This is a genomic window from Frigoribacterium salinisoli (assembly GCF_054781095.1).
On the sequence record NZ_BAAGVB010000002.1, the window covers coordinates 165434 to 188667 of the forward strand.

The 23234-nt window shown below is 70.9% G+C and carries 29 protein-coding genes and 2 pseudogenes; 13 read left to right on the top strand and 18 right to left on the bottom strand.

All coding sequences use genetic code 11. From position 1 onward, the window contains the following. The first annotated feature begins 325 nt into the window (after positions 1 to 325). The 4 genes and pseudogenes from ACYVHQ_RS06590 to ACYVHQ_RS06605 all read left to right on the top strand — a co-directional run bounded on the left by ACYVHQ_RS06590 (position 326) and on the right by ACYVHQ_RS06605 (position 3168). Positions 326 to 703: a TIR domain-containing protein gene (locus tag ACYVHQ_RS06590; RefSeq protein ID WP_460511387.1), complete on the top strand. Its 378-nt coding sequence runs from the start codon at positions 326 to 328 to the stop codon at positions 701 to 703. After that, entirely contained in the window at positions 693 to 1664 is a 972-nt protein-coding gene (locus ACYVHQ_RS06595; RefSeq protein WP_460511388.1) for a caspase family protein, read from the top strand. The genes ACYVHQ_RS06590 and ACYVHQ_RS06595 overlap by 11 nt, the downstream gene beginning before the upstream one ends. Next, positions 1661 to 2134, top strand: a complete 474-nt coding sequence (locus tag ACYVHQ_RS06600; RefSeq protein ID WP_460511389.1) for a hypothetical protein — start codon at positions 1661 to 1663, stop codon at positions 2132 to 2134. The genes ACYVHQ_RS06595 and ACYVHQ_RS06600 overlap by 4 nt, the downstream gene beginning before the upstream one ends. 536 nt (positions 2135 to 2670) lie before the next feature. Further along, positions 2671 to 3168: pseudogene (locus ACYVHQ_RS06605) on the top strand (recombinase family protein). A 34-nt stretch (positions 3169 to 3202) separates the two neighbouring features. Here the strand turns inward: ACYVHQ_RS06605 and ACYVHQ_RS06610 are convergent. Next, positions 3203 to 3673, bottom strand: coding sequence for a hypothetical protein (locus tag ACYVHQ_RS06610; RefSeq protein WP_460511390.1), 471 nt, complete (start codon positions 3671 to 3673; stop codon positions 3203 to 3205). A 202-nt stretch (positions 3674 to 3875) separates the two neighbouring features. Here ACYVHQ_RS06610 and ACYVHQ_RS06615 point away from each other — a divergent pair, with 202 nt between their 5' ends. Beyond that, complete coding sequence (locus ACYVHQ_RS06615; protein WP_460511391.1) at positions 3876 to 4535, top strand: DCL family protein; 660 nt, start codon at positions 3876 to 3878, stop codon at positions 4533 to 4535. Positions 4536 to 4630: 95 nt separating this feature from the next. Here the strand turns inward: ACYVHQ_RS06615 and ACYVHQ_RS06620 are convergent, their stop codons facing one another. Continuing rightward, positions 4631 to 4948, bottom strand: coding sequence for a BsuBI/PstI family type II restriction endonuclease (locus ACYVHQ_RS06620; RefSeq protein WP_460511392.1), 318 nt, complete (start codon positions 4946 to 4948; stop codon positions 4631 to 4633). Between the two features lie 115 nt (positions 4949 to 5063). Here ACYVHQ_RS06620 and ACYVHQ_RS06625 point away from each other — a divergent pair, with 115 nt between their 5' ends. Then, positions 5064 to 5462 (top strand): pyrophosphatase, encoded by a 399-nt coding sequence (locus ACYVHQ_RS06625; RefSeq protein ID WP_460511393.1) that lies wholly within the window; start codon positions 5064 to 5066, stop codon positions 5460 to 5462. 9 nt (positions 5463 to 5471) lie between these two features. Further along, a complete protein-coding gene (locus ACYVHQ_RS06630) occupies positions 5472 to 5828 on the top strand; it encodes a GNAT family N-acetyltransferase (RefSeq protein ID WP_460511394.1) in 357 nt (118 codons plus the stop codon). 121 nt (positions 5829 to 5949) lie between these two features. Here ACYVHQ_RS06630 and ACYVHQ_RS06635 read toward each other — a convergent pair whose 3' ends face one another. Next, on the bottom strand, positions 5950 to 6474 hold the full coding sequence (locus tag ACYVHQ_RS06635; RefSeq protein WP_460511395.1) for a hypothetical protein: 525 nt from the start codon (positions 6472 to 6474) through the stop codon (positions 5950 to 5952). A 179-nt stretch (positions 6475 to 6653) separates the two neighbouring features. On the opposite strand from ACYVHQ_RS06635, the gene ACYVHQ_RS06640 reads away from it, so the two are divergent. Then, positions 6654 to 7130, top strand: a complete 477-nt coding sequence (locus ACYVHQ_RS06640) for a hypothetical protein (protein WP_460511396.1) — start codon at positions 6654 to 6656, stop codon at positions 7128 to 7130. A 27-nt stretch (positions 7131 to 7157) separates the two neighbouring features. On the opposite strand, the gene ACYVHQ_RS06645 is transcribed toward ACYVHQ_RS06640, so the two are convergent. Both ACYVHQ_RS06645 and ACYVHQ_RS06650 read right to left on the bottom strand, forming a co-directional pair. Further along, entirely contained in the window at positions 7158 to 8462 is a 1305-nt protein-coding gene (locus ACYVHQ_RS06645) for a Y-family DNA polymerase (protein ID WP_460511397.1), read from the bottom strand. Next, positions 8455 to 8886 (bottom strand): LexA family protein, encoded by a 432-nt coding sequence (locus ACYVHQ_RS06650; protein ID WP_460511398.1) that lies wholly within the window; start codon positions 8884 to 8886, stop codon positions 8455 to 8457. The genes ACYVHQ_RS06645 and ACYVHQ_RS06650 overlap by 8 nt, the downstream gene beginning before the upstream one ends. Before the next feature lie 298 nt (positions 8887 to 9184). On the opposite strand from ACYVHQ_RS06650, the gene ACYVHQ_RS06655 reads away from it, so the two are divergent. Beyond that, complete coding sequence (locus tag ACYVHQ_RS06655; RefSeq protein WP_460511399.1) at positions 9185 to 9535, top strand: hypothetical protein; 351 nt, start codon at positions 9185 to 9187, stop codon at positions 9533 to 9535. Between the two features lie 208 nt (positions 9536 to 9743). Here ACYVHQ_RS06655 and ACYVHQ_RS06660 read toward each other — a convergent pair whose 3' ends face one another. Continuing rightward, a complete protein-coding gene (locus ACYVHQ_RS06660) occupies positions 9744 to 10016 on the bottom strand; it encodes a type II toxin-antitoxin system RelE family toxin (protein ID WP_460511400.1) in 273 nt (90 codons plus the stop codon). After that, positions 10013 to 10297 carry a type II toxin-antitoxin system Phd/YefM family antitoxin gene (locus ACYVHQ_RS06665; protein WP_460511401.1) on the bottom strand — a complete coding sequence of 95 codons (285 nt, stop codon included), beginning with the start codon at positions 10295 to 10297 and terminating at the stop codon, positions 10013 to 10015. Before ACYVHQ_RS06665 ends, ACYVHQ_RS06660 begins: the two co-directional genes overlap by 4 nt. Before the next feature lie 89 nt (positions 10298 to 10386). Between ACYVHQ_RS06665 and ACYVHQ_RS06670 the strand changes: the two genes are divergently transcribed. Continuing rightward, positions 10387 to 11436 carry an App1 family protein gene (locus tag ACYVHQ_RS06670; protein ID WP_460511402.1) on the top strand — a complete coding sequence of 350 codons (1050 nt, stop codon included), beginning with the start codon at positions 10387 to 10389 and terminating at the stop codon, positions 11434 to 11436. Between the two features lie 31 nt (positions 11437 to 11467). On the opposite strand, the gene ACYVHQ_RS06675 is transcribed toward ACYVHQ_RS06670, so the two are convergent. From ACYVHQ_RS06675 to ACYVHQ_RS06700, 6 genes are all read right to left on the bottom strand, one after another. Next, on the bottom strand, positions 11468 to 12451 hold the full coding sequence (locus ACYVHQ_RS06675; protein WP_460511403.1) for a hypothetical protein: 984 nt from the start codon (positions 12449 to 12451) through the stop codon (positions 11468 to 11470). 64 nt (positions 12452 to 12515) lie between these two features. After that, the gene (locus tag ACYVHQ_RS06680; RefSeq protein WP_460511404.1) at positions 12516 to 13169 is read right to left on the bottom strand and encodes a class I SAM-dependent methyltransferase; all 654 of its coding nucleotides are present in this window, start codon (positions 13167 to 13169) and stop codon (positions 12516 to 12518) included. A gap of 72 nt (positions 13170 to 13241) precedes the next feature. Beyond that, positions 13242 to 13850 (bottom strand): RNA polymerase sigma factor, encoded by a 609-nt coding sequence (locus ACYVHQ_RS06685; protein ID WP_460511405.1) that lies wholly within the window; start codon positions 13848 to 13850, stop codon positions 13242 to 13244. 166 nt (positions 13851 to 14016) lie between these two features. Further along, complete coding sequence (locus ACYVHQ_RS06690; RefSeq protein WP_460511406.1) at positions 14017 to 14541, bottom strand: hypothetical protein; 525 nt, start codon at positions 14539 to 14541, stop codon at positions 14017 to 14019. Positions 14542 to 14614: 73 nt separating this feature from the next. Beyond that, the gene (locus ACYVHQ_RS06695) at positions 14615 to 15202 is read right to left on the bottom strand and encodes a GNAT family N-acetyltransferase (protein ID WP_460511407.1); all 588 of its coding nucleotides are present in this window, start codon (positions 15200 to 15202) and stop codon (positions 14615 to 14617) included. Between the two features lie 14 nt (positions 15203 to 15216). Beyond that, positions 15217 to 15558: a hypothetical protein gene (locus tag ACYVHQ_RS06700; RefSeq protein ID WP_460511408.1), complete on the bottom strand. Its 342-nt coding sequence runs from the start codon at positions 15556 to 15558 to the stop codon at positions 15217 to 15219. 441 nt (positions 15559 to 15999) lie between these two features. Here ACYVHQ_RS06700 and ACYVHQ_RS06705 point away from each other — a divergent pair, with 441 nt between their 5' ends. After that, complete coding sequence (locus ACYVHQ_RS06705) at positions 16000 to 16743, top strand: ABC transporter ATP-binding protein (protein WP_460511409.1); 744 nt, start codon at positions 16000 to 16002, stop codon at positions 16741 to 16743. Then, entirely contained in the window at positions 16740 to 18116 is a 1377-nt protein-coding gene (locus tag ACYVHQ_RS06710) for an ABC transporter permease (protein WP_460511410.1), read from the top strand. Before ACYVHQ_RS06705 ends, ACYVHQ_RS06710 begins: the two co-directional genes overlap by 4 nt. Before the next feature lie 121 nt (positions 18117 to 18237). Here the strand turns inward: ACYVHQ_RS06710 and ACYVHQ_RS06715 are convergent. Together ACYVHQ_RS06715 and ACYVHQ_RS06720 are read right to left on the bottom strand one after the other, a co-directional pair. After that, positions 18238 to 18500 (bottom strand): annotated as a pseudogene (locus ACYVHQ_RS06715) (cobalt transporter); the annotation flags it as partial. Positions 18501 to 18541: 41 nt separating this feature from the next. Further along, complete coding sequence (locus ACYVHQ_RS06720) at positions 18542 to 19597, bottom strand: S41 family peptidase (protein ID WP_460511411.1); 1056 nt, start codon at positions 19595 to 19597, stop codon at positions 18542 to 18544. A 278-nt stretch (positions 19598 to 19875) separates the two neighbouring features. On the opposite strand from ACYVHQ_RS06720, the gene ACYVHQ_RS06725 reads away from it, so the two are divergent. Further along, positions 19876 to 20406, top strand: a complete 531-nt coding sequence (locus tag ACYVHQ_RS06725; RefSeq protein ID WP_460511412.1) for a hypothetical protein — start codon at positions 19876 to 19878, stop codon at positions 20404 to 20406. A gap of 94 nt (positions 20407 to 20500) precedes the next feature. Here ACYVHQ_RS06725 and ACYVHQ_RS06730 read toward each other — a convergent pair whose 3' ends face one another. The 3 genes from ACYVHQ_RS06730 to ACYVHQ_RS06740 form a co-directional block, all read right to left on the bottom strand. Continuing rightward, entirely contained in the window at positions 20501 to 20860 is a 360-nt protein-coding gene (locus tag ACYVHQ_RS06730; protein WP_460511413.1) for a GntR family transcriptional regulator, read from the bottom strand. Further along, entirely contained in the window at positions 20857 to 21888 is a 1032-nt protein-coding gene (locus tag ACYVHQ_RS06735; protein WP_460511414.1) for a hypothetical protein, read from the bottom strand. The genes ACYVHQ_RS06730 and ACYVHQ_RS06735 overlap by 4 nt, the downstream gene beginning before the upstream one ends. Positions 21889 to 22076: 188 nt before the next feature. Then, complete coding sequence (locus ACYVHQ_RS06740; protein ID WP_460511415.1) at positions 22077 to 23033, bottom strand: glycoside hydrolase family 16 protein; 957 nt, start codon at positions 23031 to 23033, stop codon at positions 22077 to 22079. Positions 23034 to 23234 lie beyond the last annotated feature (201 nt).

Below are 23234 nucleotides of genomic sequence, written 5' to 3' on the forward strand. Positions count from 1 at the left end.
ACGCCTGCTTCACAGTAATATCTGGCTCTTGCAGCAGGGCTTGGTCCAAGTGCGTGTCGTCCTTCACCGGCCGCTATGTCTGGTACCTGTCCTGTACTCGTTCGGCAAAGTGCCATCCCGCGAGGGCGTCGAGTGCCCAAGTATGCGGGCGTCAGGTGTGGTCGGTCGATTCATCGAGGCCGCGACTTCGGATCGATGGTGTCCCCAGGTGGAGCCGTCGGTGTGCTTGAGCTGCTCGCTTCCTATATAGGTTCCCTCGTCCTTGGCAGTGGCGGGCCTCGCCGGTACGCTAGCGCAGACACATCGATCCGAGGGAGTATCATTAATGGCGTCCAAGACGGTTTTCATCGCGTTCGCGAAAGAGGACGAGACCACCCGCAACCTGTTCACTGGTCAGCGAGTCCATCCCGACACTCCGTTCGAGTTCACCGACATGTCCGTCAAGGAGCCCTACTCCTCGGAGTGGAAGACACGAGTCCGCACTCGCATTCGTCGCTCCGATGGCGTTATTGCGCTGATCAGCAGCAGTACGCCGAAGGCGACCGGCCAGCTCTGGGAGATCAGCTGCGCCGTGGAGGAGGGCGTCCCGGTGATCGGGATCTGGATCGAGGACGGCTACCGCACGAAGCCGGCGGAGATCGCCTCAGCACGGTGTGTCGCTTGGACGTGGGAAAACGTCGCGAACTTCATCGATGGCCTCTGACATGAAGCGGGCGCTCGTCGTCGGCATCGACTACTACGACCAGTTCAACGGCCTCGCGGGTTGCGCTAATGACGCTATCGCCCTGCAGCCACTGCTGGCGCGCAACGAAGACGTTTCGACCAACCTCGATTGCAAGCTCGTCATAGCAACTAACCCGGGTTCGCGGGTTACGCGCGACGATCTCCTGCCCATGATCGACGCCACTCTCGCCCCGGGGGCGGAGTTCGCCCTGTTCTATTTTGCTGGGCACGGCGCTCCGGTTCGTGGAGACGTGGCTCTAGTGACCAGCGACGGCACTGAACACTCGCCCGGGGTGCAGTTCAGTGAGATCCTCGAACGCATCGTCGCCTCGCCAGTACAAGAAGTTGTCGTCATCCTCGACTGTTGCTTCTCCGGTGGAGCCACCACCATCGGCGCTCTTGGCACCGCCCTAGCCAACCTGAGGCCCGGACTGTCCGTGCTCACCGCCAGTCGCAACGACCAAACTTCCGCTGAGACGCCCGCAGGAAGGGGGCTGTTTTCGACCTACCTCGAAGGAGCCCTCGATGGAGGCGCTGCCGACGTTCTGGGACACATCAACGTTTCTGGTCTTTACGCGTATCTCTCCGAGTCATTTGGTGCCTGGGAACAGCGCCCAACCTTCAAAGCGAACATTGATCGGCTGCACGACATCCGAGTCTGCGATCCTCGCGTACCCCTCGGAGACCTTCGCGAGTTGCCCGCCTGGTTCCCGACCCCGGACCACGACTATCCGTTGGATCCGTCTTACGAGGACACTGTTGAGCCCCGCAGCCCTGAGCACGAAGCTATCTTCAAAGCTTTCCAGCGGCTTCGTGCTTGCAGGCTTATCGAACCAATCGGCGAAGAGCACCTGTATTACGCCGCGATGAGATCTACCGGATGCCGACTGACGCCCCTAGGGCGGCACTACTGGCAGCTGGCCCAATCGGAGCGGATATGACGAGGGTCGGGATCACGGGGCATCAGAAGATTCCAGAGGACGCGGTCAAGCCGATTGTCGAAGGAATAAGGTCGCTGCTGGTCGGCCTGGCTGAGCCGTTGGAGGGCTACAGCAGCCTTGCGGAGGGGGCTGATCAGCTTTTCGCCCGCAGCGTGCTCGCGCTCGGGGGGACCCTTCATGCCATCATCCCCTCCGAGAATTACGCCACGACCTTCGACGAGGCTCATCGCAACGCCTATCGTGCTCTCCTTGACCAGGCGACTAGTGTCCAGCAGCTACCGTTCGAGGCGCCCGGTGAGCCCGCCTATACCGCGGCTGGACATCGTGTCGTCGAGCACAGCGATGTGCTCATCGCCGTATGGGACGGCGGACCCGCGCGAGGCCGCGGCGGAACAGCTGACGCGGTGAGCTATGCAGAGGACGGCGGTATTCCTGTTCACATAGTTTGGCCATCTGGTCTCGCACGCTGAGCTCGAACGGTCGACAGACCCTTGCCGCTCGGTGCCCTGGCGGTCTGACGTCGACATCGGACAAGTTATTTGGCAGGGGGTCCGGACAGGCGGTGTCAGACTACGACCTGTACGTCAGTTTTCGAGACTCGTTGCCTGGCAGCTGACACTTCCTGTCGAGAACGACGGACGGAAGTGCAGTTACCTGGAATGGGTCTCCTCTGGATCTCGCCGCCATCTAGAGATCCATGCGTTTAGGGTAACCCCAGTCAATGGCGCAGCCTCGCGACGTCATGTCGCGAGGCTCATAACGAGGCTCGTCTGGCCCCACATTGTCGCCGAGATATCTGCGTTCGATAGTCGGTTGTTCATCGGCACACTTGCGCGGGGCCGTTTCGGTCGTCCGAGGCCAAGTGGCGCCGGGTGTGCGGATCCGCGTATGTCTGTCCCGCAAAAAAGCCCGGTGAAGAGGGTTGGAACGCTACAGTCGCTTCGTGCTCATCCGATACGCCCGCGTCTCGACCTCGGGATAGGATCTCGCCGCGCAACGCGACGGCCTGAAAGCCCTCGGTGTCAACGACGATCACGTCCACGTCGACCACGGCCTGTCGGGCACGGCCAGGCCTGCGCGAGGCGTTGGCGGCGTGCCATGCCGGGGACGTCCTCGTCGTAACGAAGCTTGACCGTCTCGCCCGATCCCTGCGGGATGCGACGGACATCGCGGACGAGCTCACCAAGAAGGGCGTCTCGCTCAACCTGGGGGGAGCGGTCTACGACCCCACCGACCCTGTCGGCCGGCTGCTGTTCAACGTCCTCGGCATGGTGGCCGACTTCGAGGGGGATCTCATCCGTGCCCGCACCCGCGAGGGCATGGTGATCGCGAAGGCCGCCGGCTAGCTCTACGGTCGCAAGCCCAATCCCAAGCTCACGGCCTCGCAGGAGAAGCACCTCGTACAGCTGCACCGCACCGGCGCCCACACGACCAGCGAGATCGCCAGCTCTTCGGTGTCGCTCGTTTGACGGTCTATCGCGCAGACCAGCGGGCCGTCCTATAGCTTCGGGCCCTAGGGGTAGCGCCCGAGCTCTGTGCTAGACGAGAGACCTCTCTGTAGACCAGTTGTCACCCGATCCCTGGACTTCCTCAAGCCACTTGTTCCGTGCTCTCCAGCGGGCGAACAACGCGGCTTGACCTAGAGCGACGACTATTCCGTTCATCATCCCGAGGAGGATGCTGCGCCCCGTAGACAAGGTCTGCTCCCCAGTCAGTTCGACGCCGAATACGACGAAGAACAGAACGACGCCGCTCAGGAGGCCGGTCCAACCCAGAAGTAGAAAGCCAAGCCCGCGGGGTGCTCGGTAGCCGTAGTTGATGCGAAGGCTGAGGTGGTCCCGCACCACCTCTAGGTCGACTCGATTGAGAGCATCCTTGGGTGTGTCCTTCAGGACGGCAGTCACGCGTTCCAGTTCTCGCATTGGGGCACGTTCACGAACGAGCGTGTAGACGGCAGCCCACACAGCCGCCGCACCGGCCAAGATGCCGCCGATGATCGACCAGTCCATGTCTGCTCCCTCCGGCCAAATCTGACAGTAGCTCTTAGGTGATGTGCCACCAGTACATTACCCGTGTCGGGATGACCAATCGATGCGCCACGTGTAAATCTTGCCGCAAAAGGGTCTCGAGGCGATGTCTCTCCAGGCGTAGGCGCTACAGGTGCCCGAAAGACGATCTCCAGACGTCCTACGACGTGGCTAGAATCAGGCCATGGTCTCCCACCCGATATCCCTCGCCAGCCACGACTTTGCAAACAAAACTGCCGCGAAGTGCTGGGTTAGCACGGAGATTCTCAACGCCGCGCCCTTAATGGTGCCGATCACGAATCCGGATCACATAGACGTCCTGACGGACCTCCTCATGCGAAAAGACGATGCGGACGAAAAAATCGGCACGGGGATCAAGTACTTCTACGTCGACTTAACCCACAAGTTTAAGACTTACGCCGCGAAGGACCTGCGCACTTTCGTCGTGCAACGGGACGAAGGGCCGGTAGATTTCGGTTTCATTAAGGCCGTCGATGGAAATTCGGCCGCAGCGAAGGTGAGAGACGCCTTGCGGTCCGAAATTCTCGACCTGCGCGATGACTTCAAAGACAGCCACTTCGAGGACGGCAAGACGGCCGTGTCCGCCGTAACGGGTGAAGTGATCGCTAGGAGGGAAGACGCAGAAGTCCGTTACTCGAATCCGTCCTGGACGCAGCTCACGAGCGACTTCGCTACGACGCGCGGCGGTTGGGATGCAATAGCCACCCACACCGGGAACGGCGGCATACAGATCGGCCGACGGCTTTTGGATGGCGCTGATGCGACAGCATGGCGTGACTATTGGTTAAGCAACGCCGTTCCGATCATCACAAAGAAGCCCTAGCCGCACCGTTCGATGTGTCTGATGAATCGTCTCGTCAGGCCGTCAGGCCGTCAGGCCGTCAGGCCGTCATGCAGGTGGCTTGGAGATAGAAGTGACTATTGCGGGACGTGCGAGTGATGCCAGGGAGTCGATGGTGCGCTTTCGCAATCGGGGTCGTCAAGGAACCAGGCGTAGGTGTCGTCGGCAAGGTCTTCGAGTCGACGCCGCGCCGCGGGGCTGTGTCTGCACTCAAACGCGGTGAGAAAGTGGCAGTGCTCGATGGGTCTGCCCTGGTGTGCCGCCCCCTCGAGCAGCAGCAGCCTTCGCGCTTCGTCAATCGGCCCGTCCGTCGCAACGGCCTCTAATGATCTAGACCAGTCTTCGTCCGTTTTCTGGGTCACGGGTTCCCCCTTGTCGTCGGCCCGCCAGCTCACGTCGTGCTTTCGCAGACGATCAGTGGCCTATCGTGGCGACGTCTAGGGAGGAGCGACTGGGCCAGACCGACCCCGTCCCAGTAGCTGATCGGTCACCTGTACGAAAGTATGATCGGTGACCGTTCTGCTCGTCGAGCGTCGTGCTCATTGGCACGCTCGCCGGGTGAATGTCGAAGATTCGAGCCAAGAGGTCGATTCCGTGTCCGATTTCCATGCGGAGAAGCACGGTATCGATCGCACTGATGAGTGGTTAGTGCTCAAGCTCCACCAGGAGGTGGGGGAGCTGACCCAGGCATACCTTGCTCGAAGTGGGCAGGCGTGGGACAAGGGGCGCTCCAGGTCCGAGCTCGACGACCACTTCCGGGCGGAGCTGACCGACGTTTTAGCTCAGGTGCCTCTGTTTGCGCGGCGATTCGACATCGACCTCGAGGCCGAGGTCGCCCGCAAATGGCTCGTGTGGAAGCCGGCGAATAAGACCGCCGGCCGTTGCGCTAGCTCTCGCTACGGCTCCTAGGCTTGCGAGTTGACAGCTCACGTTCGTCCGGTCCTCGCTCGCGACGAGTGGCAGTGGTCCGTCCTCTACGCCGGCTATCGCTCGTTCTACAGGTTGCCCGACGACGACGACGCCGTGGCGGACACCTGGCAGTGGGTGTTTGAGGGCGCCCACGGACTCATCGGCCTCGTCGCGACCGATGCAGACGACACGCTGCTCGGTCTCGCCAATCTCAGGCGCTTCGCCCGCCCCTCGACCGCCACTTTCGGGCTCTACCTGAACGATCTCTTCACCTCGCCCGCAGCTCGAGGGAGAGGCGTTGCAACTGCACTTCTACGGGAGGCTGCAGTTGTCGCCTCCAGAGAAGGCGCGAGTGTCGTCCGTTGAATCACGGCGACCGACAACCCACCAGCCTGCCGCGTATACGACGGCGTCGCCACCACGACGCCCTAGGTGACATGCGACATGATGCCAACGCAGGAGCAGGGGCCTAGTAGGTGACCGTTACCTAGGTGGACCAGGCGTCAGGGTCAGGACCCGGTCTCACTTCTGCCCAGCAGTCGCCGAAGCGTCGCTGGCCGTCCCTGGACCAGCGCCGCAGCATCCTGTCCCTCTCGGAACGGGTCGCCTTCATGCGACGAAAGAACCGAGATAATGCCTCGGTCGTGACGTGCTCGTTGGGGAGGTCGAGCTTCCAGTCGTCGGGCGAGTCGGGGTGGGCGCGGACCATGTCCTCGTACTCGGGGAACCGTTCGAGCAGCAGGCGAAGCGCGCTCTCGGGGACCGAGTGGTTCTGCAGCAGCGTGCCGGCGACCGTCCCGTTCGCCAGCTGCACCAAGAGCTCGTAGTGGGCACTGGGCAGCTCCTCGTCGCGGGCGAGGACCTCGAGCACGCGTTCGTCGGCCACCTCCAGGAGGTCGGTGAAGTCCCTGTGCGACAGGGTCATGGCCGAGACCTGCTCGCCCGAACCATCCTTGCTCCCCTCGACATCCTGGGCGCTGCTTAACAAGTCGCTCGATCCGCTCGCTAGCATACAGAATGGGTGATACCAGTTACGGGTGTTGTGCTGCGGGTCGGCGCCGGGGCGTGACAGACGACCGAGATCGTGCCGCGCCCCGCGGGTGCACCCTCCACCACCGATCGCGAGTGTGTGCGGCGGAGCCGGAGGCCCGCCTCCCGCCACGCGCTCCAGCCGAATCAGAGGAAGATCGCATGCGTCGAATCATCAGTTTCGCCCTCGTGGCGAGCGTCGGGCTCGTGGCCGTGACCGGCTGCACGAGCACCAGGGACGACTCGTCCGAAGCCTCCGTCTCCCGGGAGGGAGTGAACGCGGCCTACCGAGCCAGCGTCGCCGAACTGGAGTTCCCCCGAGGATACGCCCCGCCGAGGACCGTCGCGGACATCGACGACGACCCCGCTGGCACCACCTACCAAGAGACCTACGGCGACACCCGCGCCCACTTCGTCTGGCAGTGCGCCTGGGAGCAGGAGTGGCTCGACGCCCGCGACACCGACCCCGTCGAGGCCGAGCGGGCGCTCGGGCAGCTGGCGACCGCCTCCTCCATGGCCTACCTGGCGGACTCCAGAGCCGATGACGCCACCCGGACGTTCCTCGCCGAGAACCTCGAGAAGGCGAGGCTGGGCGACCCCAGCGGGGTGCAGGAGGACGTGCACGCCAACTGTTCCTGAGGCGCCGCTCTCCTCGGCGGGGCCGGGTCACTTCGCCGAGACGACCGCCAGCTCGTCCCAGTGCGTCGTCGCCCGCGGGGAGATCATGTCGCGCTTCATGGTCCAGGCGCGGCGGGTGCGGAGGCCGGCGAGGCCCAGGCCCAGGGTGTCCTCGCCGAACTTCGCGGCGATGTCGTCGACGACCGCCGCCGAGGGGGCACGGGAGGGCTGGGTGCCGAAGATGTCGAGGGTGGCGTACTCGTCGCGCGGGGTGAGCTCCGCCAGGGTCACCCCGGCCCGCACGTACTGCTTGCCGGGCTCCAACTGCGGACCGAGGGCAGCCACGGCGGCACGGTAGAACTCCGCCGCGTCGTCCGTCGCCTCGGGGAACGCCACCGACACCACGTGGTTCGTGTGCTCGGCGACGGCGAAGGGGCTCGTCGAGACGGAGCAGCGCATCGCCCGGGCCAGCGACCCCTGCCTCCTGAGCCTCGCTGCCGCCCTCTGCGTGTAGACGGACAGCACCTCCTCGAGCTCGGCGACCGTGCTGATCGGCACCGCGAACGACCGCGAGTGGTGGATCTGGTCGCGGTCGCTCTGGACCTCCTCGAGGGGGAGGCAGTCGATGCCTTTCAGCTCTTGCACGACGCGGCCCTGGACGACGCTGAAGCGCTTCGTGATCAGGGCCGCGTCGGCGTCACGGAGGTCGGCGGCGTCGTGGATGCCGAGCGGTGCGAGCTTGCGAGCGGTCTTGCCACCGATGCCCCACACCTCGCCGACGTCGACGGTGCGCATGATGGCGGTCTGCTGCTCCTGCCCGTAGGCGTCGAGGTGGCAGACGCCCGCCAGCGACGGGTTCGACTTCGAACCGCGGTTCGCCAGCTTCGCGAGGGTCTTCGTGCGGGCGATCCCGACGCTCATCGGCAGCCCGATGAGCTTGCGCATCGCCACCCTGATCTCGCGCGCCTGCGCGATCGCGTCGTCGACCGTGCCGGTGAGCGTGATGAAGCTCTCGTCGATCGAGTACACCTCTTGGCTGGCGGTGTAGCGGCTCAGCACCTCCGCCGACCGGGCCGACATGTCGCCGTAGAGCTCGTAGTTGCTCGACCGCGCCACCACGCCGTGCAGCTGCGCCTGGGCCGCGATGCGGTGCCAGGGCACGGCCATCTCGATGCCGAGGTCCTTCGCCTCCTGCGACCGGGCGACGACGCAGCCGTCGTTGTTCGACAGCACCACCACCGGACGGCCCTCGAGCGACGGGTCGAAGACGCGCTCGCACGAGACGTAGAAGTTGTTGGCGTCGACGATGGCGACGTGCCGGGCGCGGTCCGGGCCTCCTGCGTTGTCAGACACGGTGGAGGCACCTCGTCACGACGCCCCAGATCGTCAGCTCGTCGAGCTCCGACAGCTCGATCACGGGGTAGGCGGGGTTCTCGGGCAGGAGGGCCGTGCGGCCCTCGCGACGCAGCAACCGCTTCACCGTCAGCTCGCCGTTGACGACCGCGACGACGACGGCTCCGTCGTGCGCGTCCAGGCCCCGGTCGACCACCAGCTCGTCGCCGTCGAAGATGCCGGCGCCCGTCATGCTGTCGCCGCTCACCCGGACCAGGAACGTCGCCGTCGGATCGCGCATCAGGTGCCGGTTGAGGTCGACCGGGCCCGAGTAGTAGCCCTGCGCGGGGGAGGGGAAGCCCGCCGGCACCGCCTCGAGCGCCAGCTGCGGCAGGAGGTGGTCGGGGCGGTCCGGGCCGGAGACGGGGCCCACGACGGTGGTCATCGGGGGCTCCTTCGGGTCGGGCGGCAGGTGGCGCGCGGGCGCGGGTCGTGCTCCTGGGAGGGGGAGCGAGACGATTCTGCCTCGGACCACCGACGGTGGCGGTACGGGGGCTGAACGCCGACACTTTCTGCGGACAAGTGACGCTACGGGTGTCGTTACCGTCACTTGTCCGCGATAAGTGACGCTACGGAGCCCGTTGCTGACGCTTCGTCGATGGTGTGCTCGCACTGACGGGACCGTCGGGACTGTCGATAGGGACGAGCGCGGGGGCGAGGGACTCCTCGCAGGGGGAGTGGTGATGTACGTCGGCATCGCGGTGCTGTTCGCGGTCGGGCTCGTCGTCTTGATGGTCCGGCGCAAGAACTACCGGCGCGTGCACCACGAGCCCGCGCGCTCGTGCCTCGCGCCCAACCGCTCGCGGACCCGCAACTACTACTGCCAGAACGCGACCCCTCGAGGGGGTTACTGCCGCATCCACCACAACCAGCGCTCCTTCGACGAGCAGGCCGTGTGGACGGCCGGCTTCGCCGGTCTCATGGTCGTCGCCGGAGGGGTCGTGCTTCAGACGTACTCGGTGCAGGAGCTGGCCGTCATGCTCTCGGGGTTCGTGACCTGGTCGATCGAAGCGGTCTCGGGCAGCACGGGGTAGGGGCTGACGAGGCCACCGGTCCCTGCTCCGCCTCTAGAGCGCACGCCGCTGGGCTCGACGACGTGACCGCCGACGCGCTCGTCGCGTTCGCGGCGACGCAGCTCGGGTACGTTGTGCTCGGTCCGTCGTGACCCGAGGTGCCGCGCACGTGCTGCTGCTGCGGCTGCGCGCGACCGCCGACGAGCGACGGGCGCCTCCGCCGTCCTGCTCAGGAGCGGTGGTAGACGTCGCGCCGGTGCTCGATGGTGACGACCTGGACGACCAGGCGGTGGTCCTCGATCCGGTACAGGATGCGGTACTCGCCGCGGCGGGCGGACCACAGGGGTTCCAACGGTGCGCGCAGGGGCTTGCCGACGCGCTTCGGGTTCTCGGCGAGCGGTCCGACGATGAACTCGAAGGCTGCCGCGGCGACCTGTTCCGGGAGCGTGTTCTCCAGGGCTCGTCGTGCCGACCTGGTGAAGACGACCTCGTACGTGCTCACCGGGGGAGTCGGCCCCGGCGCGCCATGGCCTCGCGCACCTCGTCGACCGACGAGACGTCGTCCGCCTCCAGTTCGGCCAGCGCTGCGGTCAACGCGGCGACCTCCTCGGGGTCGCTGAGGACGTCGACCGTCTCGACGAGCGAGTCATAGTCGTCGGCACTCAAGAGCACCGCGACGCGGGAGCCGTTCCGCGTGATCTCGAAGCGCTCGTGCGTGACGACCGCCGAGTCGATGTGCTTGCTGAGCGACGCGCGGGCATCCGCGACCGAGAGGACCGTCATGTACACGATTCTAGCGTCATGGCTCCTGGGGCTTCGAGAGCTGCACGCGCCGTGTCCGTGCTGCCGGACCCCATCCGTAGGTTGGACGCATGCCCCACCTGACCCGCACCCGCGCCGGCACCCGCGAGACCCTGCACCTGGGCCCCCTGACCCTCACCTACGCGGCCGTCACCGGCGTGCGGAAGGGGCTCGCGCACCTCCTGACCCGGTTCGGCTGGCGGCCCGCCCTGCTGCCGTACTCCGGCTACGCCGACGCGGAGCACGGGCGCGTCCTGGCCAGGGTGGTGCTCGCCCCTCTCTCGGCCGACCCGGCCGCGCGACGCGGCATCGCCGCGTGGAAGCGCCTCCTGACCCTGGAGCGCCCCTCGGTCGAGGTCGAGATCGAGCTCGGCGGCACCACCACGACGGCGGTCAGCGACGAGCAGGGGATCCTCGACGTGACCGTCGACCTCGACGGACCGCTCGGCGAGGGCGACGTCGAGGCAGTCCTGCGCGTCCCCGACCGGGCGCCGACCCGCGTCCCGATCCACGTCGTCGCCGAGGGCGGGACCCGCGGCGTCGTCTGCGACATCGACGACACCGTCTGGGTCACCGGCCTCTCGAACCCCCTCGCGGCCGCACGTCGCACGTTCTTCGGGACGAGCGCGAAGCGGAGGATCGTGCCCGGCATGGCGGAGCTCGTGCAGGAGGCCGTGCGCGGCCAGGACCAGCCCGCCGTCGTCTACCTCAGCAACGGCCCGTGGAACTTCGCGGGCATCGCCTCGCGGTTCCTCGAGAAGAACGGGTTCCCGGCCGGCACCCTCCTCATGACCGACTGGGGCATCACCCCGACCCACTGGTTCCGCGACGGCAAGGAGCAAAAGCGCTCCTCCCTCGCCCGCCTCCGCGAGGACATGCCGCACGTCACCTGGGTGCTCATCGGCGACGACGGCGAGCACGACCCCGAGCTCTACACGACCTTCGCCCGTGAGCACGGCGACGCCGTCGCGGCCATCGCCGTCCGCAGGGTGCAGGAGGCGCCGGCCGGCGACCGCGACCGGGTCACGAGCGCGCACGGGGTCCCCGTCGTCCAGGGGCCCGACGGTCGCGCGTTGCTCCCGCTGCTGCGGGACGCGCTGGCGCGGAGGGCGAAGGGCTGAGCTCCGGCGGAGCGCCCGCGCAGGAGTTCGGTCAGGGGGCGGTCGGCGCGCCCTGACCCGGGGTGCCGGCCGGCGCTGCGGGCGTGACCGGCGCCTCCTGCCCGGCCGGGGCGTCCTGCAGCAGGTCGGCGTGGTCCGCGGCGTAGCGGCGGGCGCGGACGATGCGCACCACCGAGAGGGGCACCACGGCGACGAGCCCGACCGCGAAGAGGGCCAGCGCGTACGGGGCGAGGAACCCGCCGTCGGTGCCCGGGGCCTGCACCTGCTGGAGCACGAGGCCCGCGTAGAGCAGCACGACGTACGCGAGGGTGAAGGGCACCGTGATGCCGGCGACGTGGGCGTACCGGGCGGCGAAGACCTGCTCGTGGGCGTCGAGCTCGAGGGGCTTGCGGCGCAGCACGACCTTCGCGACCTTCGCGGTGAGGTCCGGGTCGCGCTCCGCGGTCCCTCGCAGGGTGCGGCTCAGCCGGAGCCACACGACGATGCACGCGACGGAGCTCGCGAAGAAGGCCAGCGACGTCGCGAGGACGAGCCCCGGGCCGAGGTCGTCGAAGGATCCCAGGAACGTCCGGACGAGGCCGGCCACCACGACCGTGCCGAGCACGAGGAACGCCCCGAAGGTGACCGCGACGACGACCACGCCGCGCACGATCTGCTCGCGGGTCACCGGCAGCCACGCAGGAGCCTCGGAACGGTGGGCCAGGTGGTGCCGCAGGAGCGCAGGGCCGACCAGGGCGGCGACCGCCATCAGGACGGCGGACGTCCCGGTGGCCAGCACGGGGAGCCAGGCCGGTGAGCCGTTGACCACGGCGTAGGCCACGATAACGGCGACGGACGCGACCTCGGTGGCGACGATGCCGACGAGCCAGCGGCGGAACAGCCGCCGGACCGTCTCGGAGTGCCGACGGTCCCAGGTAGCCAGCATCGATCCGAGCACGAACGGCCCGAACACGAGCACCGACACGGCGACGGAGGCGGCGGCGATCGTCGGGTGAGCCGCGGGTCCCGGGTGCACGGGCCACTCCTCCACACCATAGGCCCCGTTCGGGGGTCGAGGGGCCCTGGCAAGCGGGCGTCCCTCACGCCCCGAGCCGCGCGAGGACCGCGCCGTGCGGCCGGGGCCACGGCGCGGCGGCGACGCGGGTGTGGGCCTCGACCGTCGTGAACCCGGAGGCGCGCAGCTGCTCCGTCAGGGCCTCCACGCTCCAGCGCCAGGCCGTGACGACCGCGTGGTCGAACGGCTGCACCTCGTCCCCGACGAAGAAGCCCACCAGCAGCCGGCCGCCAGGGCGGAGCACCCGCGCGAACTCGTCCAGGGGGCGGCGGAGCGTGCTCGGCTCGTGGTGGACGAGCGAGTACCAGGCCAGCACCCCGGCGAACCGGGCGGCCTCGTAGGGGAGGGCGTCGACGCTGCCGAGGTCGAAGGACGACCCGGGGTGGGCGACCCGGGCGTGCTCGACGAAGGCCGGCACCTGGTCGAGGCCGCGGACGTCGCCGCCTCGCGCGGTGAGGTGCGCGGTCCAGTGCCCGGGACCGCATCCTGCGTCGAGCACCGGGCCGTCGACCTGCGCCGCCCACGACGTCACCAGGTGCTCGTCGGCCGGGTGCACGGCGGTCATCGAGCCGAGGTGCTCCGCGTACTCGACGGCCCGCCGCGCGTACGCGCCGGCGACGTCGCGCCGGTGGTCGTGCGGATCGTCGTCGATGGTCGGCCCCCTGGTCTCGGGCGCCACGCTAGCGCGGTGGTGGTGGCGGTGGTGGCGGCGGTGGCGTCGGCTGGCTGGCCGTGGCCGACCGCCCCCGCCTCACGGCACCGTCGCCGGGTCGAGCGCGACGCGCAGCTGCTCCTTCGCGCGCTGGTAGCGGCCGCGGGCGGTGGAGGCCGGGACGCCCACGAGCTCGGCCGCGTCGGTGAGCGTGAAGCCGTCCCAGTGCACGAGACGGACGATCTCGGCGAGGTCGGGGTCGAGCCGCGCGATCGCGTCGTGCACCTCGAGGTGCTTGTCGGCAGGAGGCGCGGCCACGCTGAGCGCGGCGTGTCCCCGCAAGCGATCGGCCAGCGCCCAGCGGCGCTGTGACCCCCTGTGGTGGTTGCGCAGGACGTCGTAGACCGAGACGCGAGCCTCGCAGGCGCGCCCGCTGGGCAGGACGAAGGGGTAGGCGAGGTCGGGGTCCTGCGCCCAGGGCTCCCAGTCGAAGACCGACGCGGCGACGGCGGCACCGGCACCGCTGGCGAGCAGGGCGGCGAGGCCCGCGGTCGCGGCGAGGCGTCCGGGGCGGCGGCGCGGCCTCGAGGCCGTGCGGGCCTCGGACGCCATCACGGCGAGGTCGCGGCGGAGCGTCGGGTCGGCGGGTGCGCCCCCGGGTGCGCTGCGGTCGAGGAGAGCGTCGAGGGGGTCGTGGTGGTGGGGCATCGTTCCTCCTGGGTGGGTTCACTCCGAGACGTGTCCGGGTGGGGCCGGAACGTCCACGGGTGGACCGGACGCGTCGGAGCGGCAGGAGGCAGGAGGCAGGCGGTCGGGACGCGGGGCCGGAGGTCGGGACGCCCGGCAGGGGGTCGGGACGCTCAGCCGACCGGGGTCACCAGCGCTCGTCGGCTCCTGCGAACGCCGCCCACTCCTGGGGTCGGTGGGTCCGGAGCCAGGCGGCGAGCTCGGCCGACCCGGGGTAGCCCTGGACCGCCTGGAACAGCTTCCTGCCCCGCTCGTCGCGAGCGACGATCGTCGGCCACGACCTCGCCTTGCTGGCCACGACCTCCTGATCGAGGCGCGTGATGTCGGTCGGGCGCACCGTGCGCCGTCGCCCGAGGCCCTTGCGCACCTCGAGGCGGTCGTCGAACCCCTCGACGACGGACCCCCGCAGGGCCGCGCCGAGCAGGAGCAGCAGGGCGCCGAAGCCGCCGAAGACGATCAGCGACGTGACCGCCATGGTGGTCGCGCCGGGCTCGCCCGACGTGGCGTCGCCAAGGGCCGTGACCAGCCCGACGACGATCGTCGCGCCGCCCAGGACGAGCCAGAGCAGGCGCTGCCACGTCGGTCGGCGGGTGGTGAAGAGCGGTTCCTGCTGCCCTGTGCGCTCGCGGTCCCCCGTGCCGGTGTCGGTCATGTCGTCCTCCCCAGGGGACGCGGTCTCGCCCTCCCCAGCGCCGAGAGTAGCGGTCGTCAGGAGCGCAGGAGCGTCAGGAGTCGCGCCCGCCTCGGCCACGCCCGTCACCTGACGATCGGCCCGGGATCCTCCCGCGGCCCGTGACGCCCGGCCGGGTCGCGTCGTCGGACCGGCGCTCCCACACGACCTCGCCGTCGACGACGGCAGGCGTGGGGGAGAGCCCGAGCCGCCGGGCGACCCGGGCCGAGGCCTCGTGACCGGGGGCGATCATCGCCCGCACGACCCGCACCTCCTGCTCGCGCAGCCACTCGAGCACCGCCCCGGCCGCCTCCACCGCGAGGCCGCGGTGCTGCGCGGACGGCGTGACGAGCCAGGCGAGGTCGGCGACGAGCCCCGAGTCCCGACGGGTCACCGTCGCCTGGACGGTACCGACCGCCAGGGCGTCGGCACGCGTGCGGAGGACCCAGTTGAGCCAGCCCGCGTCGCCCGCGGGGGAGCGCCCGCGGGACTGGCGCTCGTACCGGGCCCGCAGCTCCTGCGCCGTGGGCGGCCTGCCGCCGGTGACCGCGTAGAGCTCAGGAGGCGCGAGCACCGTGACCATCTCGCTCGCGTGCCCGGGGGCGAGCGGCTCCAGGGCGAGCCGGGCGGTGCCCAGCGGCACCGCCTCCGGCCAGCTCAGCGCGGCGACGACGTGTCCCGCACGTCGCGGCCGGCCGGGGTCGCGGGGAGGTCGTTCGTGGCGTCGTCGCCTTCGTCGCCCTCGTCGTCGTCGTCGTACGGCACGGCCGGCAGCGGCTGCGCAGGGGCCGACGCCAGCCACAGCCCGCGGAAGACGAGCAGCGAGCTGACCATCCCGCCGAGGGCGACGGCCGTCGTCACCCAGGACCACGAGTACCCGAAGACCCAGCTGCCGAGCGCGACGAGCCCCATGATCGCGTAGACCCCGAGGCAGGCCCGGAACCAGCGGAGGCCGAGGGCGTGCCGCAGCCTCGAGCCCATGGTCTGCGTCGTCGTCATGACGCCACCGTAGGCGCCGCGGCGCCCTCCTCCCAGGTCGCAGGACCGCTCGGCCGGGCCGCTCCGCACCGTCCACTCCCCGCCGACCTCGTCCGCCGTCGCCTGCTTAGACCGGTGGGTGCGTCGAGGTGCGCTGTGCCGAGGGAGGTCGTCCTGTCGCGTTCGGCGCCGGACGCGACAGGACGGCGGCGACACGCCGGTCGGGTGGCCTCGGGGTCGGCGGCGCGCTCGCCGCCGGTCGCCTTTTGCGTCGAGGGGGGTGCACCGAGGGGGGCGGGGTGAGGAGGCGGCGGGGCGGCGGGCAGGAGGGGCGGCGCTGGGGCGGGCCTCCTGTGCGAAGCGGGGGTCTGCCGCAGTGTCCCGCGCCGCGGCGTTCACGAGCATGGAGGCAGACCTCGACGCGGGCCCCGCGTCCCTCCCGAAGAACAGGACGACACCTCCATGACCCATTCATCCTCTCCGGTCATCCGCCTCGAGCACGTGACCAAGCGCTACGGCGGCACGGTCACCGCGCTCGACGACGTCTCGCTCGACTTCGCCCCGGGCGAGTTCACGGCCATCATGGGCCCCAGCGGCTCCGGCAAGTCGACGCTCATGCACGTCGCCGCGGGGCTCGACTCCGCCGACCAGGGCTCCGTCTTCGTCGACAGGCAGGAGATCACGCGCCTGGGCGACAAGGAGCTCACGGAGCTGCGCCGTCGCCGCATCGGCTTCGTCTTCCAGTCGTTCAACCTCGTGCCGACGCTCGACGTCGCCGAGAACGTGCGGCTCCCCTTCGTGCTCGACGGCCGTCGCCCGACCCGCGAGGAGCAGCAACGGATCGACGGCCTGATCAGGAGGCTCGGCCTCGCCGAGAGGGTCCACCACCGCCCGTCCGAGATGTCGGGCGGCCAGCAGCAGCGCGTCGCCATCGCCCGCGCCCTGGCCACCCGGCCACCCGTCATCTTCGCCGACGAGCCCACCGGTGCCCTCGACACCCGCTCCTCCCGCGAGGTGCTGCAGATCCTCCGCGACGTGACCCGCGAGGAGGGGCACAGCGTCGTCATGGTCACCCACGACGCCGCGGCCGCCGCCGTCGCCGACCGGGTCGTCGTCCTCAGCGACGGCCGCATCCGCGCCGACCGCCGCGGGCTCACCGCCGACCAGATCAGCAGCGCCGTGCTCGCCCTGGAGACGTCCGCATGAAGACCCTCCGCGAGTTCTCGTCGTCCGTCCTCGTCGCCGCGCTCGGCTCGGCCTTCGGGGCCGTCATGCTCATCTGCTCGAGCGTCCTCGCCAGCTGGGTCAACGCCTCCGGGGGAGGGGAGATCGAGCAGCTGCAGGAGCTGCTGGACTTCATCAGCTACGTGTTCCTCGGCCTCGCCCTCTACGTGGCGGCCATCGTCACCGCCAACACCTGCTCGACGGTGATCGCCGGCCGCACGCGCGTCCTCGCGCTCCAGAGGCTGCTCGGCGCTCCCGCCGGTCGGCTGCGTCGCGAGATCACCTCCACGGGCCTGCTCGTCGGTGCGGCCGGCGCCCTCGTCGGCACCGCGTTCGCCGTGGGGCTCGGCCTCGTCGGCGTGGCGGTGCTCCGCGACCGGGGCGCCCTGCCCGAGGGCGACTACGCGGTGCTGACCCCGAGCCTCCTGGTGCCCGTGGTCGCCGTCGTCCTCACGACCACCGCTGCGTTCTTCGTCGGCTCGCGCCGCGTGCTCACCGTCCGTCCGCTCGAGGCGCTGTCGTCGACCGTCGAGGCGCGACCCGAGGACCTCCGCGGCAGCCGCCTGCGCTCGGTCCTGGCCGTCCTGCTCGTGGTCGGCGGCGTGATGCTGCTGCTGACGGGCGTCGTCGCCTCGGCCGGCTCGACCGGGGCCGTGCTCGTCACCATGGCCGGCGGGTTCCTCTCCTTCACGGGCGTGACCGTCGGCGCGGCGCTGTTCGTGCCTCCCGTGCTCGCGCTCGTGGGCCGCATCGGCGCCGGGAACCCGGCCGTGCTGCTGTCGGGGCGCAACGCCCTCCGCGCTCCCGGGCGTTCGTCGCGTGCCACCATCGGGCTCGTCATCGGGGTGACGCTGCTCGTCACCTTCGGCGTCGTGCTCGCCATGTACCAGCAGCGGATCGTGCCCGCCCTCACGCAGGAGGCCGGGGTGCCGGAGGAGACCTTCGCGGCGCTCACCGCGATCGTGACCTTCCTCTCGGGCTTCTCCGCCGTCATCGCCGCCGTCGGCGTCGTCAACGCGCTCGCCCTCGGCGTGCTGCAGCGCCGCCGCGAGATCGGGCTGCTGCGGGCCGTCGGCTTCACCGGTGCGCAGGCGCGCACGATGATCATCGCCGAGGCCGTGCAGATGGTCGTCACCGCGCTCGTGCTCGGCACGGCCCTCGGAGTCCTCTACGGCTGGGCCGGCACGGTGTCGCTCTTCGGCGCCCTCGTCCACGCCCCGCTCACCCCGGCACTGTCCACCGGCACCATGGTGCTCGTGGTCGTCGGCGGACTGCTGATCGCGGTGCTCGCCTCGCTCGGGCCCGTCCGCCGAGTCACGCGGGTCGCCCCGACCGAAGCGCTCGCCGTGGCGTGACGTCTCCGCTCGTGCCCCGGCACCGCCCCGGACCTCCGGGCCGGTGCCGGGGCGTCGGCGTGCGCGGGCACCGGGCTGGGGAGGGTCGTCGCCCGCTCGTGCCTCGTCGCGCGGCGCCCGATCAGCAGCAGTCGCAGGCCGGGACCTCGCGCTCACCGGTGAGCGCGGCCACCGGGACGGCGCACGCGTCGCCCCGCAGGCCTCGAGGCCCTCGCGCACCGCGAACGCGACGATCGCGAGCCCCGCCGCGGGGTCGGCCCAGGTCCAGCCGAGCGTGAGGTGGAGCACGAGGCCCAGCAGCACGGCGGCCGACAGGTAGCTGCAGAGCAGGGTCTGCTTCGAGTCGGCGACGGCCGTGGCCGAGCCGAGCTCGCGGCCCGCACGCGCTGACCATGCAGCGTCGGCTGACCGATCGTCCGGGAGGGTCAGCCCCTGCTCGACCACCACTCCTCCAGCGCCGCCGCCAGCTCCGCGTCGTCGCCGACGACGACGTCGGGCACGATCGGACCACCGTGGCGCGTGCCCGTGCGGTCGGCGTCGACGGCCACGGTGAGGTTCACGACGGCGCCGTCGTACAGCCTCCTGGGCTCGTTCGACGTGCTCACGCCGTAGCTGGGCCGACCCAGGACGCGCACCCCCTCCTGGCCGATGAAGGCGATCGCGACCGCCTCGGCCGAGCTGCCGGTCATCCCGTCGACGACGACCGCGACGGGCAGCCCGTCGTCGAGGCGACCGGCCGTGGTGGCGGCCTGCGCGGCGCCGCGCAGCGTGACGACCCCGCCCCCGACCTCGACCACGTCGGAGCGGTCGCGGTGCTCGAACGAGAGCACCCGCCCCTCGTCGAGCAGGGGCGACACCGCGGCGAGCATGGGCCAGAGGTCGCCGCCGTGGTTGTCGCGCAGGTCGACGACCCAGCCGCTGGTCGTCGCCGGGGCCGCGTCGACGAGGCCCTGGGCACCGGCCTCGACGTAGGCGCGGTGCTGGTCGGCGTCGCCCCCGACGAGCGTCGGCAGGGTGAGCGTCGTGACGCCGTCCGTCGTCGTCACGGTGGGCAGCGCAGGAGGCTCGTCGGCGTCGCCCGCCCCGCTCGCGTCCGTCGCCGGGCCGCCGCCGAAGATCGCGGCGGCCTCCGCGGGCTCGAGGAAGGCCGTGTGCTCACCGCCCAGCTCGCCCGCGGCCCGGGCGAGCGCGGCGTAGGTGCCGGCGTAGTCCTGGGCCGGGGCGACCTCGGCGAGCGTGCGCTCCCGGACCTCCGCGTACCGGGGCCCGTCCGCGTCGAGGCCGTCCCGCATCCGGTCGAGGGCGATCTCGGCGTACCGCTGCGGCGACGGCGGCACGAGGAACACGCCGAAGCGCTCGAGCTCGGGCGCTGCTGCGACCGCGACCCCGGCGACGAGCGCCAGCTGCGCGACGACGCCGACGCCGACGAGCAGGGCCGTACGGGAGCGGGAGGGGACACGGGCGCGATCTCGGTGCAGCACGTCCCCAGCTTGGCGTCCGCACGACGGGTGTCGCACCCGTCTGTCGGTGGACCGCCGTCCGCCGGGAGGCGGGGGTGCGCGAGGTCGATCCGCCCGCCTGAGCCGGGCCTCCTGCCGCGCGCACGCGGAGGGCCCGCGCTGCCGACCGGGCGTCGCGGGTCGTCGCAGGAGGCGAGGGCGGCGTTCTCAGCTGATCGCGGGGCTCCCGCGAGGAGCGGGCAAGGCGCGCTCCGTACGGTGCCCGAGCCGGGCCTCCGGCACCGACCCGAGGAGCAGACATGAGCGACCAGGACCGACCCGTCGAGGGGCGGGGACGCGAGCAGCAGGTGGGTGGCGCGGCCACCGCCACGACGGCGACGGAGCCCGTGCACGGCCCCGCGGCCGCCACGCAGGAGTCGTCCGCGGAGCAGGCGCCCCCGCGGCCGTTCGCCGAGCAGCAGCAGTACGAGCGGCCCTACGGGCAGCAGTACGAGCAGCCCTACGAGCAGCCGTACGCGCAGCCCTACGGCCAGCAGCCGTACGGCCAGCCGGCCCCGTACGGCCACGGCCAGCCGGTCCACCCCGGCTGGCAGGCGGCACCGGCGGCCGGCCAGCGCGAGTCGGTGTGGCGTCGGCGCCTCTGGCTGCTGCCGCTGATCGTCGGCGTCGCCGCGCTCGTCGTGGGCCTGGTCGCAGGAGGCGCGGGCGGCTTCGCCCTCGGCAGCACCCTCGGTGGTGGCGGCCGCCCGGGGATCAGCGTCGACGGTCCCGCCCCCGGTGGCCCCGGTGGCGGTGGTTCGCCGTTCGACGGCGACTCGTCGGGCGAGTGACCGGCGCGCCCGCTCCCCGGGAACCCGCGCGCACCCCAGGTCTCGATCTGGGGTGCGCGCGGGTTCCCGGGGTGCGGGGGGCTCGTGAGCACGCTCACCCCAGCGGAGGCTCGTCGCTCCGCCAGAGGCTGCGCAGGATCGCGACGAGATCGTCGAGCGGCACCTGGGCCTCCTCGCTCGCCTCGACGAGGTCGCGTGCACGTTCGAGCACGGCCCTCGGGGCCCGGGCGGCACCCGGGGCCACGCGCGTGCCGGCCGCCGTCCGGGTGACGACGAGGCCGTCCTGCTCGAGGCTCCGGTAGGCCTTCGCCGCCGTGGCCTGGGCGATGCCGAAGTCGTTCGCCGTCTGCCGCACGGTGGGCAGGCGTTCGCCGTCACCGAGGCGGCCCGACCTGATCGCCCCGCGGAAGAGCGCGGCGACGTCCTCGGCGGAGCGGGGGCGCTCCGTGCTCACCCTCGACCTCCCTGGGCGGTCGCGACCGACCCCGGGCGGGAGGTGGCGCCCCCTGCCCTGCGGACGCGAGCCCGCAGGGTGTCGACCGCGAGGCGCAGGCCGAGGGCGAAGCCGACGCCCTGCGTCGCGTAGCCGAGCAGGTTCATCGGGCGGGCGATCGCGTCGTAGGCGCTCGAGACGAAGACCAGGCCGTCGGGGTCGTCGCTGGTGCCGTCGCCGGGCAGCCCCACGGACCCGTAGCCGGAGGCTCCCACGTGCATGAGGACGGCGCCCAGCGTGGACAGGAGGCCCACGAGCAGCACGAGGGTCAGCATCCGCGCCAGGGGTGCCCGGTCGGCGCGGACGGCGCTCGCCGGGTCGTGGGTCGCCGCGGGACGGTCCGCGTCCGTGCGGAGGACGACGACGAGCACCACGACGGCGAGCACCGCGACCACGAGCGTCGCCAGGTGGTTGGGCCAGCCGGCCCCCGCGAGGTAGCCGAACGAGCCGCTGAACCGCGTGTAGATCGGCAGCTCGGTCCACCGGGGGACCTCCCCGAAGAACGGGCCCTCCACGGGGGCCGAGGTCGCGGTGACGGTGTGCCAGCCCGCGACGACGAGCAGCGCGCACACCGCCCCGGCTCCGACCCGCAGCAGCCCGCGCGGCGCGAAGGCGTCCCAGGGGCGCCGGGGGCTCAGTGCCCGGTCGCCGGCGGGCGGCGACGCGGTGCCGCGGAGGGCCAGCCCGGCGAGGCCGACCACGACCACGGCCACGAGCAGCGGGAGGGGGCGCTGCCACCACCCGTCGAAGCCGCTGGTGTCGGGGATCGTCGAGGCCAGCGTGCTCGCGACCGTGGCGGTGGCGGCGATCAGCAGCCCGCCCCCGATGCCGACGGTGGTCGCCGTGGCCCTGCGCCGGGGGTCCCGGGGCATCGACGCGATGCGGTGGGGCAGGAGCCACGACAGGACGAAGAGGACGAGGCCGAAGGAGGCCGCGATCTCGAGGGGTGGCAGGACGGAGCGCAGGGCGCTGAGGGCGGTCCAGAGCACGGGAACCTCCTGGTGGGTCGGACGGTCGGCGTCTTGTACCGTGAAGCTAGCACAAACTTGTACTACCGAAGTAGTGCAAGGACGATCGCCGCGATCCGCCGCGTGGCGCACGGGAGGCGCGGGGCCTGCCGCCCCGCGCCTCCTGCCCGGTACCGGGCCCGCCCGTCGCCGGGCCGCTCCGTGCCGCGTCAGTTCGACGACACGCGGATCCAGTCGACCTTCATCTGCTGCGGCAGCTGCGTGCTGCCGTCGGGGTAGCCCGGCCACTGGCCGCCGACCGCCACGTTGAGGATCAGGAAGAACGGCTTGTCGAACACCCACGGGTCGCCGCCCGTGCTCGCGCGCGTGACCCGGTGGTACACCTGCCCGTCGACCGACCAGGTGATCTCGCCGGGCTTCTTGTCGACCGCGAAGGTGTGGAACGTGTCCGCGAACGACCAGCCCTGCGGGTGCATGTACGCCGCGCCGATGCCCTCGCCGCCCGAGTAGCCCGGGCCGTGCACCGTGCCGTGCACGAGGTGCGGCTCGAAGCCGACGTTCTCCATGACGTCGATCTCGCCGGAGGACGGCCAGCCGGCCGTGGGCAGGTCCGCGCCGAGCATCCAGAACGCCGGCCAGATGCCCTGGCCCCGCGGGATCTGGATGCGCGCCTCGATGCGGCCATAGGTCGGCGCGTACTTGCCCTGCGTGGTCATGCGGGCCGACGTGTAGCCGCCGTTCGACTCCCGTTTCGCCGTGATGACGAGGTTGCCGGCCCCGTCGAGCGCCGAGTTCGCCCGGCTGTTCGTGTACGTCTGCAGCTCGCCGTTGCCCCAGCCGCCGCCCCCGGTCTCGAGGTTCCAGACGCGCGCGTCGGGGGCGCTGCCCGCGGCCCCGTTGAACTCCTGCGACCAGACGACGCCCTGCGTCGCCTGCGTGGCGGCCTCGGCAGGAGGCGCGCTCGGCCCCGCCAGGACCGGCGCGACCGCGAGCGACAGCGTCGCGGCCCCGGCCAGGCCGAGGGTGCTGAGGCGTCGCCGCCGCCTCCGTGCGGTGCCGGACGGGGCGGTGCGGACCGCCGCGGTGCGGCCCCGGTCGTGCTCGTCGTGCGGGGAGTGCTGGTGGTGCTGGTGGTGCGTCTCCTGGGGGTGGACGTCCTCGATCATCGTCGATCTCCTCCGGCGGCCTCGTGGGTCGTCTCGTCGGTGGTGCCTCACGTCCCGGCGCCGGGCGTCGGGGCCGGACGTCGTCGTCCGGCCCTCGCGACGCTACGCCGGGCCCCGTGCCCGCCGCAGTCCTCCTCGTGGGGGACCCGTGCCTCCTGTGCCGCACGCCCCGGTCGCCCTTCGACCCCCGTCGCGCATGCT

Excerpts from the sequence above, each read along its gene's own strand:
- ACYVHQ_RS06595 (WP_460511388.1), top strand. The coding sequence starts at position 693 with ATGGCCTCTGACATGAAGCGGGCGCTCGTCGTCGGCATCGACTACTAC.
- ACYVHQ_RS06610 (WP_460511390.1), bottom strand. The coding sequence starts at position 3,673 with ATGGACTGGTCGATCATCGGCGGCATCTTGGCCGGTGCGGCGGCTGTG.
- ACYVHQ_RS06600 (WP_460511389.1), top strand. The coding sequence starts at position 1,661 with ATGACGAGGGTCGGGATCACGGGGCATCAGAAGATTCCAGAGGACGCG.
- ACYVHQ_RS06615 (WP_460511391.1), top strand. The coding sequence starts at position 3,876 with ATGGTCTCCCACCCGATATCCCTCGCCAGCCACGACTTTGCAAACAAA.
- ACYVHQ_RS06635 (WP_460511395.1), bottom strand. The coding sequence starts at position 6,474 with ATGCTAGCGAGCGGATCGAGCGACTTGTTAAGCAGCGCCCAGGATGTC.
- ACYVHQ_RS06655 (WP_460511399.1), top strand. The coding sequence starts at position 9,185 with ATGTACGTCGGCATCGCGGTGCTGTTCGCGGTCGGGCTCGTCGTCTTG.
- ACYVHQ_RS06685 (WP_460511405.1), bottom strand. The coding sequence starts at position 13,850 with ATGCCCCACCACCACGACCCCCTCGACGCTCTCCTCGACCGCAGCGCA.
- ACYVHQ_RS06705 (WP_460511409.1), top strand. The coding sequence starts at position 16,000 with ATGACCCATTCATCCTCTCCGGTCATCCGCCTCGAGCACGTGACCAAG.
- ACYVHQ_RS06590 (WP_460511387.1), top strand. The coding sequence starts at position 326 with ATGGCGTCCAAGACGGTTTTCATCGCGTTCGCGAAAGAGGACGAGACC.
- ACYVHQ_RS06710 (WP_460511410.1), top strand. The coding sequence starts at position 16,740 with ATGAAGACCCTCCGCGAGTTCTCGTCGTCCGTCCTCGTCGCCGCGCTC.
- ACYVHQ_RS06725 (WP_460511412.1), top strand. The coding sequence starts at position 19,876 with ATGAGCGACCAGGACCGACCCGTCGAGGGGCGGGGACGCGAGCAGCAG.
- ACYVHQ_RS06690 (WP_460511406.1), bottom strand. The coding sequence starts at position 14,541 with ATGACCGACACCGGCACGGGGGACCGCGAGCGCACAGGGCAGCAGGAA.
- ACYVHQ_RS06700 (WP_460511408.1), bottom strand. The coding sequence starts at position 15,558 with ATGACGACGACGCAGACCATGGGCTCGAGGCTGCGGCACGCCCTCGGC.
- ACYVHQ_RS06650 (WP_460511398.1), bottom strand. The coding sequence starts at position 8,886 with ATGACCACCGTCGTGGGCCCCGTCTCCGGCCCGGACCGCCCCGACCAC.
- ACYVHQ_RS06640 (WP_460511396.1), top strand. The coding sequence starts at position 6,654 with ATGCGTCGAATCATCAGTTTCGCCCTCGTGGCGAGCGTCGGGCTCGTG.
- ACYVHQ_RS06740 (WP_460511415.1), bottom strand. The coding sequence starts at position 23,033 with ATGATCGAGGACGTCCACCCCCAGGAGACGCACCACCAGCACCACCAG.
- ACYVHQ_RS06670 (WP_460511402.1), top strand. The coding sequence starts at position 10,387 with ATGCCCCACCTGACCCGCACCCGCGCCGGCACCCGCGAGACCCTGCAC.
- ACYVHQ_RS06665 (WP_460511401.1), bottom strand. The coding sequence starts at position 10,297 with ATGACGGTCCTCTCGGTCGCGGATGCCCGCGCGTCGCTCAGCAAGCAC.